Source organism: Burkholderia sp. 9120 (genome assembly GCF_000745015.1).
In the GTDB taxonomy this organism is placed as follows: Bacteria; Pseudomonadota; Gammaproteobacteria; order Burkholderiales; family Burkholderiaceae; genus Paraburkholderia.
The window spans coordinates 2,119,418-2,136,767 of record NZ_JQNA01000002.1; the positions used below are offsets into that span (position 1 = coordinate 2,119,418).

Here is a 17,350-nt window from a genome sequence, read left to right on the forward strand (position 1 = left end):
CAAGAATCGTCAGTCGTGCCATTAAACCAGCACGCGCTCGATTCCGCCATTGTTCGCCCGTTGCACGTAGTCGGACATCCAGTCTTCGCCGAGCACGTGGCGTGCCATTTCGACGACGATGTAGTCCGCCTCGGTGCCCGCGTCGGCGTTATAGCGCGACAGCCCTTGCAGGCAGGACGGGCAGCTGGTGAGGATCTTCACCTCGGTGGCGCCGTTCGGCTGCGGGCCGTCACCAGCCTTGAGCACGGAGCCGTCCGGCGCACCCGCCGAGCCGGCCGACGCATTGGCCGGATTGATCCCGTTCGCGCCGGCTTCGGCCACCAGCGGAATACCGCGCAGCTTGGCCGCACCCTTGCGCATCTCCTCTTCCTTGCGGAAGCGGACCTGCGTGGAAATGTCGGGACGCGTCACCGCGAGCGTGCCGGATTCGCCGCAGCAGCGATCGTTTTTCTCGATCTTGTAGCCGTCCTTCTCCGAACCCATCAACTGATTGACCAGCTTGACCGGGTCGATCGTCTTGATCGGCGAGTGGCACGGGTCGTGATACATGTAGCGCACGCCGTTCACGCCTTCGAGCTTGATGCCCTTCTCCAGCAGGAACTCGTGAATGTCGATGATCCGGCAGCCCGGGAAGATCTTGTCGAATTCGTAGCCGGCGAGCTGGTCGTAACACGTGCCGCACGACACCACCACCGTCTTGATGTCGAGGTAGTTCAAGGTGTTGGCCACACGGTGGAACAGCACGCGGTTATCCGTGACGATCTGCTCGGCCTTGTCGAACTGACCCGAGCCGCGCTGCGGGTAACCGCAGCACAGATAGCCCGGCGGCAGCACGGTTTGCACGCCCGCTTCCCACAACATGGCTTGCGTGGCGAGACCCACCTGCGAGAACAGCCGCTCGGAACCGCAGCCCGGGAAGTAGAACACCGCTTCCGTGTCGGCCGTGGTCGTTTTCGGATTGCGGATGATCGGGACAATCTTGTTGTCCTCGATATCGAGCAAGGCGCGCGCGGTTTTCTTCGGCAGATTGCCCGGCATCTTCTTGTTCATGAAGTGGATCACCTGCTGCGTGACCGGCGGCTTGCCGACGGTTGCCGGCGGGTGCGCCGTCTGCTTCTTCGTGAACTTCTTCAGCACTTCGTTGCCGAGGCGCTGCGCCTTGTAGCCGACGCCCATCATCGCGGTACGCGCGAGGTTGATGGTCTGCGGATTGGTTGCGTTGAGGAAGAACATGCCGGCCGCGTTGCCCGGATTGAACTTCTTCTTGCCCATCTTGCGCAGCAGGTTGCGCATGTTCATGGTCACGTCGCCGAAGTCGATTTTCACCGGACACGGCGTCACGCATTTGTGACAGACGGTGCAGTGATCGGCGACGTCGTTGAACTCGTCCCAGTGCTTGATCGACACGCCACGGCGAGTCTGCTCTTCGTACAGGAACGCCTCGACCAGCAACGAGGTAGCGAGAATCTTGTTGCGCGGGCTGTACAACAGGTTCGCGCGCGGCACGTGGGTCGCGCACACCGGCTTGCACTTGCCGCAACGCAAACAGTCTTTGATCGACTCGGAAATCGCGCCGATGTCGGACTGTTGCATGATCAGCGATTCGTAGCCCATCAGGCCGAAGCTCGGCGTGTAGGCGTTGCGCAGGTCGGCGCCTTCGAGCAGCTTGCCCGCGTTGAAGCGGCCGTGCGGATCGACGCGCTGCTTATACGCGCGGAATTCGCCGATTTCTTCATCGGTCAGGAATTCGAGCTTGGTAATGCCGATGCCGTGCTCGCCGGAAATCACACCGTCGAGCGAACGCGCCAGCTTCATGATGCGTGCAACCGCCTTGTGGGCGTCCTGCAGCATCTCGTAGTTGTCGGAGTTGACCGGCAGGTTGGTGTGGACGTTGCCGTCGCCCGCGTGCATGTGCAGCGCGACGAACACACGGCCACGCAGCACCTTCTTGTGGATCGCCTGGGCTTCTTCGAGGATCGGCTTGAATTCGCCGCCATTGAAGATCTGCCGCAATTCGGCGCGGATTTCCTGCTTCCACGACACGCGGATCGTCCGGTCCTGTGTGATGTGGAACACGGTCGCGTCCGGCTGCGCGTCAGCGCGGTCGGCGAACTTCTCCGCCAGCGCTTCGTAGCCGAGACCGACCAGATAATGCTGCGCCTCGCGCACCGACAGGTCGAGCTTGTCGCGCAGAAATTCCCAACGGGTACGCACGCGCTTCATCAGATCCAGCGCTTGCTGCACACGGTCTTCGAGCAGTTCCGCGCTCGGAATTTCATTCGCGTCGTCGCTCTTGCCGAGCGGCAGCTTGCCGGCCTTGAAGAACGCTTCGAGCGCGTCGACCAGTTGCAGCTTGTTTTTGATCGACAACTCGATGTTGATCCGCTCGATGCCGTCCGTGTACTCGCCCATCCGGTTCAGCGGAATCACCACGTCTTCGTTGATCTTGAACGCGTTGGTGTGCTTGGCGATCGCGGCGGTGCGGCTGCGGTCGAGCCAGAAACGCTTGCGCGCTTCGGCGGCAACCGCAACGAAGCCCTCGCCGCTCTTGCCGTTGGCCATGCGCACCACTTCCGACGTGGCTTGCGCGACCGCATCCGGATCGTCGCCGACGATGTCGCCGATCAGCACCATCTTCGGAAACGCGTTGCGCTTGCTCTTGGTCGCGTAGCCGACCGCGCGCAGATAGCGTTCGTCGAGGTGTTCGAGACCGGCGAGAATCGCGCCGCCCTGCTTCGACGTTTCGAACAGGTAATCCTTGATTTCGACGATGCTCGGAATCGCTTCGCGCGCCTGGCCGAAGAATTCGAGGCAAACGGTGCGCGTATGCGCGGGCATCTTGTGCAGCACCCAGCGCGCGGACGTGATCAGCCCGTCGCAGCCTTCTTTCTGCACGCCCGGCAAACCGGCGAGGAATTTATCCGTGACGTCCTTGCCGAGACCTTCCTTACGGAACACGCGGCCTTTGATGTCGAGCGCCTCGGTGCGCAGCAGCTTCTCGCCCGGCGCGTAGTTGCCGTCGAACCAGTCGAGCCGGAAACGCGCGACTTCGATGTCGTGAATCTTGCCCATGTTGTGGTCAAGACGCGTGACTTCGAGCCAGTTGCCTTCCGGGTCGACCATACGCCACCAGGCCAGATTGTCGAGCGCCGTGCCCCACAACACTGCTTTCTTGCCGCCCGCGTTCATCGCCACGTTGCCGCCGACGCACGACGCGTCCAGCGAAGTCGGGTCGACCGCGAACACGAAGCCGGCCTGTTCGGCCGCCTCGGTCACACGACGCGTGACCACGCCCGCGCCGGAGAAAATCGTTGCGACTTTACGGTCGACGCCCGGCAATTCGGTCATCTCGACCGCGCCGAGCTGTTCGAGCTTTTCGGTGTTGATCACGGCCGAGAACGGCGTGAGCGGCACCGCGCCGCCGGTGTAACCCGTACCGCCTCCGCGCGGAATCACGGTCAGACCGAGTTCGAAACACGCCTTGATCATGCCGGCGATTTCGGCTTCGGTATCCGGCGTCAAGACGACGAACGGGTATTCGACGCGCCAGTCGGTCGCGTCGGTCACATGCGAGACGCGGGACAAACCGTCGAACTTGATGTTGTCTTTTTCCGTGACCTTGCCGAGCACCTTGGTCGCGCGACGACGCAGGTCGTAGGTCTTCTGGAATTCGCTCTTGAAATCGTCGACCGCGCGGCGCGCGGCCTGCACCAGCGTATCGACGCGCGCGGCGCGGTCCACGCCGGCTTCGTCGCCGTGCGCGGTCAGATCCGCGCGACGGCGCTTGTCGATCTCGGTGAGGCGGTGATGCAACGCTTCGATCAACTGCGCGCGACGCTTCGGATTGTCGAGCATGTCGTCTTGCAGATACGGATTGCGGCGCACGACCCAGATATCGCCGAGCACTTCGTACAGCATCCGTGCCGAGCGGCCGGTGCGGCGTTCAGCGCGCAATTCGGCGAGCACCGCCCAGGCGTCGTCGCCTAACAGGCGAATAACGATTTCACGGTCGGAAAACGACGTGTAGTTATAAGGAATTTCGCGCAGACGCGCTTCAGGATCGGCGGCCACCGCAGTGGCGGCCCCGTGCGGATCGAAAACTTGAGGTGCGTTCATGTTCGGACGACTCGGTAGGTCAGCCCGGCGCGCTCGTCGAAGAGGCGTCGGCTGACGGTGCGCGTGGGGCGCAATGCTGGAAATCTTCTAGGGGAGCGAAGCACAACCGACGGCCTGACCCACATCGATCGCTTCGCGGCGCTCGGTTCTAGCTACACGATCGTGCGTGGCGGACGAGACGCTCCGCCGCGGGGCAAGACTCACGCGGGACGGGCATCAAGTGGGCGATCCGAGGCTGCCAGTGCATCTTCCGATCCTTATTCCAAAATGGAATTCTACCGCATGATCCCGCCACGCGTTGACGGCTGAAATCGGGTTGGTGGCGGGGCTTCACGCGTTTTCGTCATGAATCGGACGTTCGTGCGGAGGCCGCAAATTTGCCGACCGAACGGTCGGATGGGCCGTGGGGACAGGCTTGCGGCGCATTCGCGGAAGGCCAGAGCCTGCGCGGTTGGCGCTATCATTGACCCTTTCCCGTCCCGCAAAGCGCACCGCGCCACCCGCATGGCTTCCCACGACTATCTGAAGAAAACCCTGACCGCGCGCGTTTATGACGTGGCCCGCGAGACCGAACTCGAACACGCACCGAATCTGTCGGCGCGTCTGCGCAATCCGGTCTATCTGAAGCGCGAGGACAACCAGCCGGTGTTCTCGTTCAAGGTGCGCGGCGCGTACAACAAGATGGCGCACATTCCAGCGGAAGCGCTGCAGCGTGGGGTGATTACCGCGTCGGCGGGCAATCATGCGCAGGGTGTGGCGCTGTCGGCGGCACGCATGGGCGTGAAGGCGATCATCGTGGTGCCGGTGACCACGCCGCAACTGAAGGTCGACGCAGTGCGCTCGCATGGCGGCCCGACCGTCGAGATCGTGCAGTTCGGCGAGTCGTACAGCGACGCCTATGGCCACGCGGTGAAGTTGCAGGAAGAGCGCGGCTTGACCTTCGTGCATCCGTTCGACGATCCGTATGTGATCGCTGGACAGGGTACCGTCGCGATGGAAATTCTCAGCCAGCACCAGGGCCCGATTCACGCGATCTTCGTGCCGATCGGCGGCGGTGGACTCGCGGCGGGCGTCGCTGCGTATGTCAAATCGGTGCGCCCGGAGATCAAGGTGATCGGCGTGCAGACCGACGATTCGTGCGCCATGGCCGTTTCGCTGAAAGCGGGTGAACGCGTCACGCTGAGCGAAGTGGGTCTGTTCTCGGACGGCACCGCGGTGAAGCTGGTGGGCGAAGAAACCTTCCGCCTGTGCAGCGAATATCTCGACGACGTGCTGCTCGTGAACACCGACGCCCTCTGCGCCGCAATCAAGGATGTGTTCCAGGACACACGCAGCGTGCTCGAACCCGCAGGCTCGCTCGCGGTAGCCGGCGCGAAACAATATGCCGAGCGCGAAGGCATCGAGAATCAGACGCTGATCGCGATCACGTCGGGCGCGAACATGAACTTCGATCGCATGCGCTTCGTCGCCGAGCGCGCCGAAGTCGGTGAAGCACGCGAAGCGGTTTTTGCGGTGACGATCCCGGAAGAGCGCGGCAGCTTCCGGCGCTTCTGCGAACTGGTCGGCACCCGCAGCGTCACCGAATTCAACTACCGGATTGCGGATGCGAATTCCGCGCACATTTTCGTTGGCGTGCAGATCCGCAATCGCAGCGAATCGGCGCAGATCGCGGGCGCATTCGAGGCGCACGGCTTCGCGACTGTGGATTTGACCTTCGATGAACTCTCAAAGCAGCACATCCGCTACATGGTCGGCGGCCGCTCGCCGCTCGCGCACAACGAACGTCTGTTCCGTTTCGAGTTTCCCGAACGGCCGGGCGCGCTGATGAAATTCCTGTCATCGATGGCGCCGAACTGGAATATCAGCCTGTTCCATTACCGAAATCAGGGCGCGGACTACAGCTCGATCCTGGTCGGTATTCAGGTGCCCGACAGCGAGAACCCCACGTTCGACCAGTTTCTCGCCACGCTGGGTTATCCGAACTGGGAAGAGACGCACAACCCGGTGTACCGCTTATTCCTCGCCTGACCTTTTAGGACCGAAACACGCAGATGGCTCTTACGCTTGTCGACAAACTGGTAGTGGCCATTTCTTCGCGCGCGCTGTTCGACTTCGAGGAAGAGAACCGCGTGTACGAGGACGGCGACCTTCAGCAGTATGAAGCGCTGCAGCGCGACCGGCTGACCGTGCCCGCCAAACCCGGCGTGGCGTTTCCGCTGATTCGCAAGCTGCTAGCGTTGAACGCGGGCGGGCATCGCGTGGAAGTAGTGATTTTGTCGCGCAGCGATCCGATCAGCGGATTGCGTGCGTTTCACTCGTGCCGCGAACATGGCCTTGCGATCGAGCGCGGCGTTTTTACTCGCGGGCGGGCGCCGTTCGGCTATCTGAAGCCGTTGAACGCGTCGCTGTTTCTGTCCGCGAATCAGGACGACGTGCGTGACGCGCTGGCCGCCGGATTCCCTGCCGCGCGCGTGTTGCCCGAATCGGCGAAAATGGCGAGCAAGTATCCGGACGAAATCCGCATTGCCTTCGACGGCGACGCGGTGCTGTTTTCCGATGAAGCCGAGCGCGTGTTCCAGAAAGACGGCCTGAAGGCATTCCTCGGTCATGAGATTCACAACAAGGATCTGCCGCTCGCGGACGGTCCGTTGAAGCCGTTGCTCGAAGCACTGCACCGGCTGCAAAAACTCGCGGATGAAGCTGCACCGATGCATATTCGTACGGCATTGGTGACGGCGCGCTCGGCGCCTGCGCATGAGCGCGCGATCCGCACTTTAATGGCGTGGAACATCGAAATCGACGAAGCGATGTTTCTCGGCGGCCTCGACAAGAGCGCATTTTTGCGCGAATTCGAGCCGGACTTTTTCTTCGACGACCAAATTGGCCATTGCGAATCGGCCCGCGTCGTGACGGCGACGGGGCACGTGCTGAGTGGCATCGTGAACGCATCATGACACCCGAACAATCACCGCTGGGCAAGGCTTCCACTTACACCGAACAGTACGACGCTTCGTTGCTGTTTCCGATTGCGCGCAAGAATGCGCGCGAGGCGATCGGCATTGGCGCGCAGTTGCCGTTTTTCGGCACGGACATCTGGAACGCGTATGAGTTGTCGTGGCTGAATGCGCGCGGCAAGCCGCAGATCGCGGTGGCGACGTTCTTCGTGCCGGCGGATTCGCCGAATATCGTCGAGTCGAAGTCGTTCAAGCTGTATCTCGGCTCATTTGCGCAGACGGCGTTTGAGTCGATGGAGGTGGTGCGCGACACGATCAAGCGGGACGTGTCTGCTTCGTGCGGGGCGACTGTGTCGGTGCATCTGACGGCGCCGTATGAGTTCGGCAAGTTGCAGATGGAGGAGTTTGAGGGGTTGTCGCTGGATCGGTTGGATCTGGATACCGATATTTATCAACCGGATGCTTCGTTACTGAGTGCCGCGCTCGATGAAGCGCCGGTTGAGGAGACGGTGTTTTCCAATCTGCTGAAGTCGAATTGTCCGGTGACTGGGCAACCGGATTGGGGCACGGTGCAGATCCATTATGTCGGGCCGCAGATCGATCATGCGGGGTTGTTGCGGTACATCATTTCTTATCGGAATCACACTGGGTTTCATGAGCAGTGTGTTGAGCGGATTTTTATTGATGTGCTGAAGGCTTGCAAGCCGGTCAAGCTCGCGGTGTATGCGCGCTACACGCGGCGCGGTGGGCTGGATATTAATCCGTTTCGCACCAACTATAATTTGCCGATGCCGGATAATATGCGGTTGGCGCGGCAATAAAATTCTGATTTTTTGTTTTGTCTGTTCTGTGGTTTGGGTGTGGTTTTTTGGTTGTTGGCCTTTCCTTGCATTCTTGGTGGTCTATTAGCATTGTCCCGTACAGGGGCAACGCGAATAGACCACTACCAAATCAAGGAAAGGCCAACAACCCAAACCAAAACACAGCGAAACCAAACCCAATCAAGCCGCAGGCTTCTTATAAGCCACGCAATCCACTTCAACCCGACAATCAATCACCATCGAAGAAACCACACAAGCCCGCGCCGGCGGATTATCCCCAAAATACTCGCGAAAAACCTTATTAAACGAAGCAAAATCCCGCGGATCATCCAGCCAAACGCCACAGCGGACCACATCCTCCGCCCCATACCCGGCTTCCTTCAAAATCGCGAACACATTCTGAATCGCCTTGTGCGATTGCTCGACGATCCCGCCGTTGATCACTTCGCCATTCTCCATCGGAGTCTGTCCGGAAACGAACAACCAGCCATCCGCTTCAACCGCGCGAGCAAACGGCATATGTTGACCACCCGTTCCCTTCCCGCCTTCAACGCCATAACGCTTCATCATCACACTCCTTAAAAAGTCCGGCACGCAGCGCAAACACGACCACCTGCCACATCAATCAGAAAATCAGAAAAACCAAAAAATCGGAAAAAACAAACCGCTCAAAACGCGCCCTGCGCATCGCCCTTCGACGCCGCGCCGCGCGCCACGAAATGACCCGCCCGTTCCCCCGTCACTTCGCCATCGCGATACGTCAGCACGCCATTCACCCAAACCGCGTCGATCCCGTCCGCCGCCTGCTGCGGCTTTTCAAACGTCGCCGCGTCGCGCACCTTCGCGGGATCGAACAACACCAGATCCGCGTGATAGCCGATATGCACCTCGCCCCGCTCCGCCAACCCAAACCGGCGCGCGGACAGACCCGTCATCTTGCGCACCGCCTCTTCAAGCGGCAGCAAACCGGCGTCGCGCGCGTAATGCCCGAGCACACGCGGAAACGCTCCCCACAAGCGCGGATGCGGCAGCGGATCGTTCGGCAATCCGTCCGAGCCGACCATCGTCGCGGGATGCGAGAGAATGCGCCGCACGTCGTCCTCGGACATGTTGTGATACACCGCACCCGCCGGCTGCAAGCGCTTGCCCGCCTCCTGCTGCGTAACGCCCCACTCCGCCGCGATTTCCTTGACGAGCTTGCCCGCCATCTCCGGATGCGGTTCCGACCACGTAATCGTGATGTCGATATCGCCCGTTACCTGCTTCACATCCAGCGTCGACGAGCTGCGGTTGTATGGATAACAATCGCAACCGATCGGCTGCAAACGCCGCGCGCCTTCGAGCGACTTCAGCACTTCCTCGCTGCGCCCCCAGTTCGACGGCCCCGCGCACTTCAAATGCGAAATCACCACCGGCACATGCGCGTGACGACCCACCCGGTACGCTTCGTCCATCGCGTCGAGAATCGCGTCGAACTCGGTGCGCATGTGCGTCGTGTACAGCGCGCCGGCGGCGGCGAGCGGTTCGGCCAACGCCATCACCTCTTCGGTCGGCGCCGAAAACGCCGAGCCATATGCGAGCCCTGAACTCAGACCCAGCGCGCCATTCGCCAACGCCTCTTCGAGCTGCGCGCGCATGCCGTCGATTTCCCCGGCCGTCGCCGCGCGATCGAGCCGGTCCATCTGATTGCTGCGCAACGCCGTGTGCCCGATCAACGCGCCGACATTCACCGCCGGGCGCGCCGCGTTCACAGCGTCGACGTAAGCGGCGAACGTCGGATACTGGAACGCGTCGCGCTCGCCGAGCAGATTCATCGGATCCGGCGGGTCGCCCTTCAACGCCACCGGCGACGCGCTGATCCCGCAATTGCCGACGATCACCGTCGTCACGCCCTGCGTGATCTTCGGCAGCATTTGCGGCGAGCGGATCACGTGCGTGTCGTCGTGCGTGTGAACGTCGATGAAACCCGGCGCCAGCGCGCGCCCGTTCGCCTCGACCACGTCTTCGGCCAGCCAGTTCGACAGATTGCCGATCGCGACGATGCGCCCGTCGCGAACCGCGACATCGCGCTCCACCGGCGGCGCGCCGGTGCCGTCATACAGTTGCGCGCCGACGATCAGCGTGTCCGCGGCTTCGGGATGCGAGTGCATGGATCAGTCTCCTAACGGTTGTCGATCGCCGCCGCCGCGATGCGCGTCGAGCGCGTGCTTCATGCGGCGCAGCAATTCGCGGCTCTCGTCGCCCTGACTGACGGCGAGTTCGGTAACGAGCACATCGAGCGCCATCATCATCGCGTAGCGCGACGACGACGGCTTGTAAATGAAATCGGTTTCAAAAGCGACGATCGGGATCACCCAGTCGGCGAGTCTGGCGAGCGGCGAGGCCGGCGCGGTCAACGCGATCACGCTCGCGCCGTAGCTGCGCGCGATTTTGCAGTTCTCGACCATCTCGGGCACACGCCCGGTAGTGGACAGCGCAATCACCACGCACTCGCGCGACACCGTGCTCGCGACCATGCGCTGCAACAAGCCGTCCTGATAGGTCGCAACGGGCCGGCCGAGCCGCACGAGACGAAAGCGCATTTCGTCGGCGAGCGCGGTCGAGCCGCCGCCCATGCCGAACACGTAGATCATCCGTGCGGCACGCAACGCGGCGGCAGCGTCGCTAAACGGCGCCTGCCGCAACAATTGATGGTTATGCGCGAGCGCGTTCTGCAATTCGTCGAAGATGCGGGTGGCGATCGGCTCGGGCGCGTCGCTCGCGCCGCCAGGCTGCAGGAAGCGCTGTCCGACGGCGGCCGCCTGCGCGAGCCGCAGTTTCAGTTCCCGCACGTCGCGGCAGCCCACTGCCTTGGCAAAGCGCGTGACGGTCGCGACGCTCACCTCGGCCTGCTGCGCAAGCGCACCGATGCTGGCGCGCGACGCGCCCGTCAGATCGTCGAGAATCAGCGCGGCGACCTTGCGCTCGGCCGAACGCAGTTCCGGCGCGCATTCGGCGATGCGCGCAACGATATCGAAGGTCAACGGCTCGGCGGTTGAGTTCATTGCAGACTGTGGGATGACGCCCGAAGGCTGACAAAAAGCCTTCGTCGGATTGTGAGGCGAACCGTGGTACTAAATAACATTTCTTCGATCATCGTACTTTCGGTAACATGCTAAAGTCAACTTTGATTCAATTTAACTGGACGATGGAGCAGGGAGACATGAAAGTTACAAACTATCAGGGCGCGACGATTGATCCTTATAGCAAGGGCTTGGGCATGGTTCCGGGCGCCAGCATCCAACTCACGGACACGGCACGCCTCGAGTGGAATCTGTTGAATGAAGACGTGAGCCTGCCGGCTGCCGTGCTGTATGCGGATCGCGTGGAACACAATCTGAAATGGATGCAGGCGTTCGTCGCGGAATATGGCGTCAAGCTCGCGCCGCACGGCAAGACCACCATGGCGCCGCAACTGTTTCGACGTCAGCTCGACACCGGCGCGTGGGGCATCACGCTCGCCACCGCGCACCAGGTGCGCGCGGCGTATCACGGCGGCGTGTCGCGCATTCTGATGGCCAATCAACTGGTGGGCCGCCGCAACATGATGATGGTCGCGGAGTTGCTGAGCGATCCGGATTTCGAATTCTTCTGCCTCGTCGATTCGGTCGAAGGCGTCGAGCAGTTGGGCGAGTTCTTCACGTCGGTTCATAAGCAGTTGCAGGTGCTGCTCGAACTTGGCGTGCCGGGCGGCCGCACCGGCGTGCGCGACGAAGCGCAGCGCAACGCGGTGCTTGACGCGATCGCGCGTTATCCGGACGTGCTGAAGCTCGCCGGCGTCGAGTTGTATGAGGGCGTGCTGAAGGAAGAACAGGAAGTGCGCGAGTTCCTGCAAAGCGCCGTGGCCGTTACGCGCACGCTGGTCGACGAAGGCCGCTTCGCGCGCACACCCGCGGTGTTGTCGGGCGCAGGATCAGCGTGGTACGACGTGGTCGCGGAAGAATTCGTGAAGGCGTCGGAAGACGGCAAGGTCGAGGTCGTGTTGCGTCCCGGCTGTTACCTCACGCATGACGTCGGCGTTTATCGCAAAGCGCAGACCGACATCTTCGCGCGTAATCCGGTCGCGAAGAAAATGGGCGAAGGCTTGCTGCCCGCGCTGCAATTGTGGGCGTATGTGCAGTCGATTCCCGAGCCGGATCGCGCCATCATCGGTCTCGGCAAGCGCGACTCCGCGTTCGACGCGGGCATGCCGGAACCGGCGCGCCACTACCGTCCGGGCAACGAAGCCCCGCGCGATGTCGCGGCGAGCGAAGGCTGGGAGATTTTCGGTTTGATGGATCAGCACGCGTATCTGCGGATTCCCGCCGGCGCCGATCTGAAAGTGGGCGACATGATCGCGTTCGACATTTCGCATCCGTGCCTGACGTTCGACAAGTGGCGTCAGGTGCTGGTGGTCGATCCGGCGTATCGCGTGACTGAAGTGATCGAAACGTTCTTCTGATTGTGTTCTGAACGGCGCGCTTTGCGAGGCATGTGAAGCGCGCCGATGATGTCTTAACGCGACGCTGCGCTGTTCGCCGCTTCTGCTGATTGCGTAGCGCTCGCGTCAACGGCGTTAGCGGCGTTAGCGTTACCTGTTGCGACGACTTCCCCGATCCTCGCCTCGAGCATCTTCAACGCGCCAGACAGCGCGCCCAAAACGTCGTCCGGCAGCGCCGCCATCGTGTCGTGCACGAAGGCCTTGCGGCGCGGCAAACTGGCTTCCGTCGCCGCCTGCCCCGCTTCGGTCAGGCGCACGTTGGTCACGCGGTTGTCGCGCGTGTCCATGCTGCGCGCGATCCAGCCCAACGCTTCGAGCGTTTTCAACTGCCGCGTCAACGCGCCCGGATCCACCCGCAAGCGCTCCACCAGCCGCTTCTGCGACGATTCGCCGGCCTGGTCATGCAGCGCAAGCAGAATGCGCCAGCGCGGCAGCGGATGACCGACCTGCGCCTCGAACGCCGACATGAACGCCCGATAGGTGCGGCCGAATTGCTGCATGACGGCGACGTGATCCTGTTCTTCCATATCTTCAGTAAACCGGTAAGTCTAAAAAAATCAATCCGCGTGAATCACCGGCTCCAGCTTGCGCTGAAGCTTGACCGGCGGCACACGGCGGCTTTGCCACACCGACACCACGGCGATGATCGCCGCCATCGCGAGCCCCAGATGAATCGCGGCGACCAGCGCCTCACGCGCGCTTTCCAGCAGCATGGCGCCGTTGTGGCCCGCGTGCGTCAACTGGCTGAGCAAGGTGGTTTGCGCGTCGCGATTGATCAGAATCTGCGGATCGCCAAGATCGCTGAACCATTGCGACGCGTGATCGTTTTCCAGCGCGCTGCGCACGCCGCTCGCGTACATATGGCTGACCAGCGTGCCGGTGAGCGCCGTGCCAAGCATGCCGCCGATCATCCGCAGCGACTGCAGCAGCGCGGTGGCGATACCGAGGTGTTCGCGGCCGGCCGTCTGCTGCGCGAAGATCGTCAGGTTCGGCATCACGAAACCGAGACCCAGCCCGCCGATCACCATGAACGTCATCAGCAGCCATTGCGGCATGGCGCGCGTCGCGACGACCACGCCGAGACAGGCAAGCGCGAGAAGCGCAAAGCCGATGTACAGCATCAGATTCGGATTGCGCACGCGCGACACGATGCGCCCGTTCGCGATACTGCCGATCGTGATGAACACCACCAGCGGCGTGATGACGAGCCCCGCTTCTTTCGGCGACATGCCGAAACCGCCCTGGAACAGCAACGGCGCGTAGAACAGCAGCGAGAACATCGAGAAACCGCCCAGCACGGCAAGCGTGAAGAGCGCGGCCAGACTGCGGTTGCGGAACATGTCGACGGGCAGGATCGCTGTCGGGCAGCGCTTTTCCCACTGCCACAGCGCGTAGGCCGAGGCGACGCTCAACGCGAGCAGCGCCAGCGCGCTCAACGTGACGCCATGCTTCGGCAGTAACTCGACGAACAATTGCAGCGAGCCAAGCGCCACCGCGATCAGCACGGCGCCGGGCCAATCGAGCCGCATCTTGCCTTTATGCTCGACGTGCCGGAGGTGCGGCAGAAAGCGCCAGACGAAAAACAGCGACAGCAGCCCGACGGGCAGATTCACGTAGAAGACCGAACGCCAGCCGTAGTACTGCGTGAGGAAGCCGCCGAGCGACGGCCCCACCGCGTTAGCGATACCGAATGCCGAGCTCATCAGCACCTGCCAGCGCAAACGCACCACGGAATCGGGAAACAGATCGGGAATGCACGCGAAAGCGGTGCCGACCAGCATGCCGCCGCCAATGCCCTGTAGCCCACGCGCGAGCACGAGGAACATCATGCTGTTGGCGGCACCACACAGTACGGAGGCGCCCGTGAACACCACGATCGAGGCGATCACGAACGGCTTGCGTCCGTAATAATCGCCGAGACGGCCGAAGATCGGCACGGTAATCACCGAGGTCAGCAGATACGACGTGGCGACCCACGCGTAGAGTTCGAACCCTTTGAGTTCCGAGACGATGGTGGGCAGCGCGGTGCCGACCACGGTCTGATCGAGCGCCACGAGCATCGTGACGAAGGAGATGCCGAGCATCGCCAGAAGCGATTCACGGAACGGTAAAACTTGCCCACTCGAGTGGTGGGCCGCGGTATGGACAGCCATTTTTGATAGAGCAACAGTTGACTCGTCAAATGATTGGGAATCATACCACCAGCTCGTGCTCTAAATGGGACGTGTCGCCACGGTTTACCGTAGCGACAATCGACTGAAGAATGAATCCAACATGACGCCAGGGAGGCACATGGAGCCGAGTTCGCTCGCAGCACAATCCTTATCGGATGAAGATCTGAACGCGCTGCGGCGCGCGAAACACGAGCTGGAGAGCCCCGCGCTGGCGATGAAACTGGCCAGCATCGTCGGCTCGCCGCTCGAAAAGCTGATGTCGCGCATGCCGGCCTTCGCCAACGAAAAGGTCACCGATGCAACGGAGCTGGCGTTGCGCAAATGCCTGTCGATCGCGTTGCGCACGCTCGGGCGGCGGGACGCGACGCCGCTGATCGTGCCCGACCGGCCGAGCAACCTGCTGCACAAGTTCGCCGTGGCGACCACCGGCGCGGCCGGCGGCGCGTTCGGGCTGTTCGCGCTGCCGGTCGAGTTGCCGGTCACGACCACGCTGATGTTCCGCTCGATCTGCGACATCGCGCGTAGCGAGGGCGAGGATCTAAGCTCGATCGACACGCAGTTGCAGTGCCTGACGGTGCTCGGCATGGGTGGCACGTCCACCGCCGACGACGACGCCGACTTCGGCTACTTCATCATGCGCGGCGCGCTGGCGCAGGCGGTGTCGAAGGCGTCGTCGGAAATCGCCACCAAGGGATTCACCGCGCACGGCTCGGCGGCCTTGCTGCGCCTGCTCAATACGATTGCCGCGCGCTTTTCGGTGCAGGTCAGCGAACAGATCGCCGCGAAATCGATTCCCGCGATCGGCGCGGTGCTCGGCGCCATGGTCAATACGGTGTTCATCGACCATTTCCAGCAGGTCGCGCACGGGCACTTCACCGTGCGGCGGCTGGAGCGGCAGTACGGTCAGGAAACCATCGAAGCCGCTTATCAAACCATCGACATCGCACTCGACGGCTGATTCGCACCTGCGGCGCGACTCGTCACGCGCCGCACGAAAGCGGCCGAACGGTCGAGCGCACGATTGGCTTCGGGAATGAACGGCGCGAAGATCGGCCAGACGTGCGGCATCTTGTTCCACACCTCGAATTCACAGTCGACGCCCGCCGCGCGCGCGTTATCGGCTACGCGCTGCGAATCGTCGAGCAACACCTCGGTGCTGCCGGCCATCATGAAGAGAGGCGGCAAGCCGTGCAGGTCGGCATAGACCGGCGACGCATGCGGGTGGGTAGCGTGTGTCTCGCCGAGATAGAGTTGCGCGGCCGGCGCGATCGCCTGGCCGCTGAACATCGGGTCGAGGCCGTCGTTGCTGCGAATGCTGGCGCCGGTCGCGGCCAGATCGGTCCATGGCGAGAACAACAGGCCACCTGCCGGCATCGGATCGCCCGCGTCGCGTAACGCCACCAGCGTGGCCAGCGCGAGGCCGCCGCCGGCTGAGTCGCCGGCAATCACGATCGACTCGGGCGCGATGCCATCCGCGAGCAATTGACGATAGGCCGCGGTGGCGTCGTCGAGTGCGGCGGGAAAGCGATGTTCGGGAGCGAGTCGATAGTCGAGCGAAAACACCGCCGCGTTGGCCCGCGTCGCGAGGCCGAATACGATCGAGCGATGTGTTTTCGGTGAACAGAAGTAGTAGCCGCCGCCATGGCAGAAGAGCACGGTGGGGCTGATGTGGGCTGCGTGCGGCTCGCCGGCGGGCTCGAGCCATTCGCCGCGCAAGGGCGTGTCGTCCGCCCCGTACAACTCACGCAGATGCCAGCCGCGCGGCACGCGCGGCGACCAGGCCCGCTTCGCGGTCAGCGCACGCGCTTTTTCGACATTGATGCCCGGTTTGAGGGTTTCCGGACGAAACTGCCTGCGCAGGTACCAGGTTGCGAGTGCACTTTGCCAGCTCATGGGGGACACACTCCTTCTTTTGCGTCCCGCCATGGTACGTGCGTTCGATACGGCGCCGGTGGACGGGGCCTTCTAATCCCAAAAACGCGCGATCCATCCACCGGCCAAGCTTTCCGACTAATTTAATTCGCCGGTAAAACCTGCCCGCGAATCTCGCCCGTCGGGTTCTGCGCGGTATGAACATTGAAGTACCACTGCCCCGCCATCAGATCCGTCACCTGTTGCTCGCTCAGCGCCGCCGATCCTTTGATCGGGCTCGCGAGCGCGTCTTTGTCGATCGGCACCTGCACCTTGGCGTTCTGTCCGACCGGCGCGGGGCCGTGGAAATGCGCGGCGGTAGCCGGGCCGCTCAGGCCTTCGTAGGTGACTGTCCACTGCAGGGATTTGGTCGACGTGTCGAACGTGGCGTTCAGCATGCCGTGTCCGTGACTCACACGCGGAGGCACTTCGCTTGAAGGCTCGAGATCCGCCTTCAGCGCTACCGTATCGGCGAAGGCAGCGCCCGACGCCAATGCCCACAACACCACAGCCAGATTCAATTTTCGCAGCGTAATCATGGTCTTCTCCGGACTTGATGCACCGCCGCACCGACGGTTCGGCTGCGTGCGGAGCCACCACATACTAGTGCAATTTCCCTGCAGGCGTTTGCGTTAGACGGCGTGTACTCGCGGTAGACCGCTTTCTGTTGCATGCGGTCGATACAGCCATGCGGTTCACGCTGCCCGCTTCAACCTGGCGCGCGGTGTGGACTTCGTAGTTGTGCGTAGCTATCGCTGCACGCCGACTTTTTTGTGAAGTGAATTTCGATCTGGAGCCTGACTGATATGCTCCGGCGACATGTCTGATTGAGCGACCAACGGCCGCAATTGACGC

The 17,350-nt window shown here is 62.4% G+C and carries 13 protein-coding genes; 5 read left to right on the top strand and 8 right to left on the bottom strand.

The genetic code is table 11. The features are described from left to right. Nucleotides 1-21: 21 nt before the first annotated feature. Nucleotides 22-4,116: a DUF3683 domain-containing protein gene (locus tag FA94_RS17590; RefSeq protein WP_035553470.1), complete on the bottom strand. Its 4,095-nt coding sequence runs from the start codon at nucleotides 4,114-4,116 to the stop codon at nucleotides 22-24. A 396-nt stretch (nucleotides 4,117-4,512) separates the two neighbouring features. On the opposite strand from FA94_RS17590, the gene ilvA reads away from it, so the two are divergent. The 3 genes from ilvA to queF are packed head-to-tail and all read left to right on the top strand — an operon-like array spanning nucleotide 4,513 to nucleotide 7,891. Next, the gene (gene ilvA, locus FA94_RS17595; RefSeq protein WP_081935985.1) at nucleotides 4,513-6,144 is read left to right on the top strand and encodes a threonine ammonia-lyase, biosynthetic; all 1,632 of its coding nucleotides are present in this window, start codon (nucleotides 4,513-4,515) and stop codon (nucleotides 6,142-6,144) included. 23 nt (nucleotides 6,145-6,167) lie between these two features. After that, nucleotides 6,168-7,070: a 5'-nucleotidase gene (locus FA94_RS17600; RefSeq protein ID WP_035553475.1), complete on the top strand. Its 903-nt coding sequence runs from the start codon at nucleotides 6,168-6,170 to the stop codon at nucleotides 7,068-7,070. Further along, a complete protein-coding gene (gene queF, locus FA94_RS17605; RefSeq protein ID WP_035553478.1) occupies nucleotides 7,067-7,891 on the top strand; it encodes an NADPH-dependent 7-cyano-7-deazaguanine reductase QueF in 825 nt (274 codons plus the stop codon). The genes FA94_RS17600 and queF overlap by 4 nt, the downstream gene beginning before the upstream one ends. 180 nt (nucleotides 7,892-8,071) lie before the next feature. On the opposite strand, the gene FA94_RS17610 is transcribed toward queF, so the two are convergent. The 3 genes from FA94_RS17610 to FA94_RS17620 form a co-directional block, all read right to left on the bottom strand. Further along, nucleotides 8,072-8,458, bottom strand: coding sequence for a RidA family protein (locus FA94_RS17610; RefSeq protein WP_035562439.1), 387 nt, complete (start codon nucleotides 8,456-8,458; stop codon nucleotides 8,072-8,074). A 101-nt stretch (nucleotides 8,459-8,559) separates the two neighbouring features. After that, entirely contained in the window at nucleotides 8,560-10,041 is a 1,482-nt protein-coding gene (locus FA94_RS17615; protein WP_035553479.1) for an N-acyl-D-amino-acid deacylase family protein, read from the bottom strand. A gap of 3 nt (nucleotides 10,042-10,044) precedes the next feature. Next, nucleotides 10,045-10,935: a MurR/RpiR family transcriptional regulator gene (locus FA94_RS17620; protein WP_035553481.1), complete on the bottom strand. Its 891-nt coding sequence runs from the start codon at nucleotides 10,933-10,935 to the stop codon at nucleotides 10,045-10,047. A gap of 158 nt (nucleotides 10,936-11,093) precedes the next feature. On the opposite strand from FA94_RS17620, the gene FA94_RS17625 reads away from it, so the two are divergent. Then, nucleotides 11,094-12,371, top strand: a complete 1,278-nt coding sequence (locus tag FA94_RS17625; RefSeq protein WP_035553484.1) for an amino acid deaminase — start codon at nucleotides 11,094-11,096, stop codon at nucleotides 12,369-12,371. 53 nt (nucleotides 12,372-12,424) lie between these two features. Here FA94_RS17625 and FA94_RS17630 read toward each other — a convergent pair whose 3' ends face one another. Both FA94_RS17630 and FA94_RS17635 read right to left on the bottom strand, forming a co-directional pair. After that, nucleotides 12,425-12,937: a MarR family winged helix-turn-helix transcriptional regulator gene (locus FA94_RS17630; protein ID WP_035553487.1), complete on the bottom strand. Its 513-nt coding sequence runs from the start codon at nucleotides 12,935-12,937 to the stop codon at nucleotides 12,425-12,427. A gap of 30 nt (nucleotides 12,938-12,967) precedes the next feature. Next, complete coding sequence (locus tag FA94_RS17635) at nucleotides 12,968-14,563, bottom strand: MDR family MFS transporter (RefSeq protein WP_035553488.1); 1,596 nt, start codon at nucleotides 14,561-14,563, stop codon at nucleotides 12,968-12,970. A 139-nt stretch (nucleotides 14,564-14,702) separates the two neighbouring features. Here FA94_RS17635 and FA94_RS17640 point away from each other — a divergent pair, with 139 nt between their 5' ends. Next, the gene (locus tag FA94_RS17640) at nucleotides 14,703-15,542 is read left to right on the top strand and encodes an EcsC family protein (protein WP_035553491.1); all 840 of its coding nucleotides are present in this window, start codon (nucleotides 14,703-14,705) and stop codon (nucleotides 15,540-15,542) included. Here FA94_RS17640 and FA94_RS17645 read toward each other — a convergent pair. Then, nucleotides 15,512-16,477: an alpha/beta hydrolase gene (locus tag FA94_RS17645; RefSeq protein ID WP_035553493.1), complete on the bottom strand. Its 966-nt coding sequence runs from the start codon at nucleotides 16,475-16,477 to the stop codon at nucleotides 15,512-15,514. The genes FA94_RS17640 and FA94_RS17645 overlap by 31 nt on opposite strands. A gap of 122 nt (nucleotides 16,478-16,599) precedes the next feature. After that, nucleotides 16,600-17,034 (bottom strand): CHRD domain-containing protein, encoded by a 435-nt coding sequence (locus FA94_RS17650; protein WP_035553494.1) that lies wholly within the window; start codon nucleotides 17,032-17,034, stop codon nucleotides 16,600-16,602. Nucleotides 17,035-17,350 lie beyond the last annotated feature (316 nt).

Bases quoted from the DNA above. Each gene is read 5' to 3' on its own strand.
- FA94_RS17645 (WP_035553493.1), bottom strand. From the start codon at position 16,477: ATGAGCTGGCAAAGTGCACTCGCAACCTGGTACCTGCGCAGGCAGTTT.
- FA94_RS17650 (WP_035553494.1), bottom strand. From the start codon at position 17,034: ATGATTACGCTGCGAAAATTGAATCTGGCTGTGGTGTTGTGGGCATTG.
- FA94_RS17630 (WP_035553487.1), bottom strand. From the start codon at position 12,937: ATGGAAGAACAGGATCACGTCGCCGTCATGCAGCAATTCGGCCGCACC.
- FA94_RS17590 (WP_035553470.1), bottom strand. From the start codon at position 4,116: ATGAACGCACCTCAAGTTTTCGATCCGCACGGGGCCGCCACTGCGGTG.
- ilvA (WP_081935985.1), top strand. From the start codon at position 4,513: ATGGGCCGTGGGGACAGGCTTGCGGCGCATTCGCGGAAGGCCAGAGCC.
- FA94_RS17610 (WP_035562439.1), bottom strand. From the start codon at position 8,458: ATGAAGCGTTATGGCGTTGAAGGCGGGAAGGGAACGGGTGGTCAACAT.
- FA94_RS17625 (WP_035553484.1), top strand. From the start codon at position 11,094: ATGAAAGTTACAAACTATCAGGGCGCGACGATTGATCCTTATAGCAAG.
- FA94_RS17635 (WP_035553488.1), bottom strand. From the start codon at position 14,563: ATGGCTGTCCATACCGCGGCCCACCACTCGAGTGGGCAAGTTTTACCG.
- FA94_RS17615 (WP_035553479.1), bottom strand. From the start codon at position 10,041: ATGCACTCGCATCCCGAAGCCGCGGACACGCTGATCGTCGGCGCGCAA.
- FA94_RS17620 (WP_035553481.1), bottom strand. From the start codon at position 10,935: ATGAACTCAACCGCCGAGCCGTTGACCTTCGATATCGTTGCGCGCATC.
- FA94_RS17640 (WP_035553491.1), top strand. From the start codon at position 14,703: ATGGAGCCGAGTTCGCTCGCAGCACAATCCTTATCGGATGAAGATCTG.
- queF (WP_035553478.1), top strand. From the start codon at position 7,067: ATGACACCCGAACAATCACCGCTGGGCAAGGCTTCCACTTACACCGAA.
- FA94_RS17600 (WP_035553475.1), top strand. From the start codon at position 6,168: ATGGCTCTTACGCTTGTCGACAAACTGGTAGTGGCCATTTCTTCGCGC.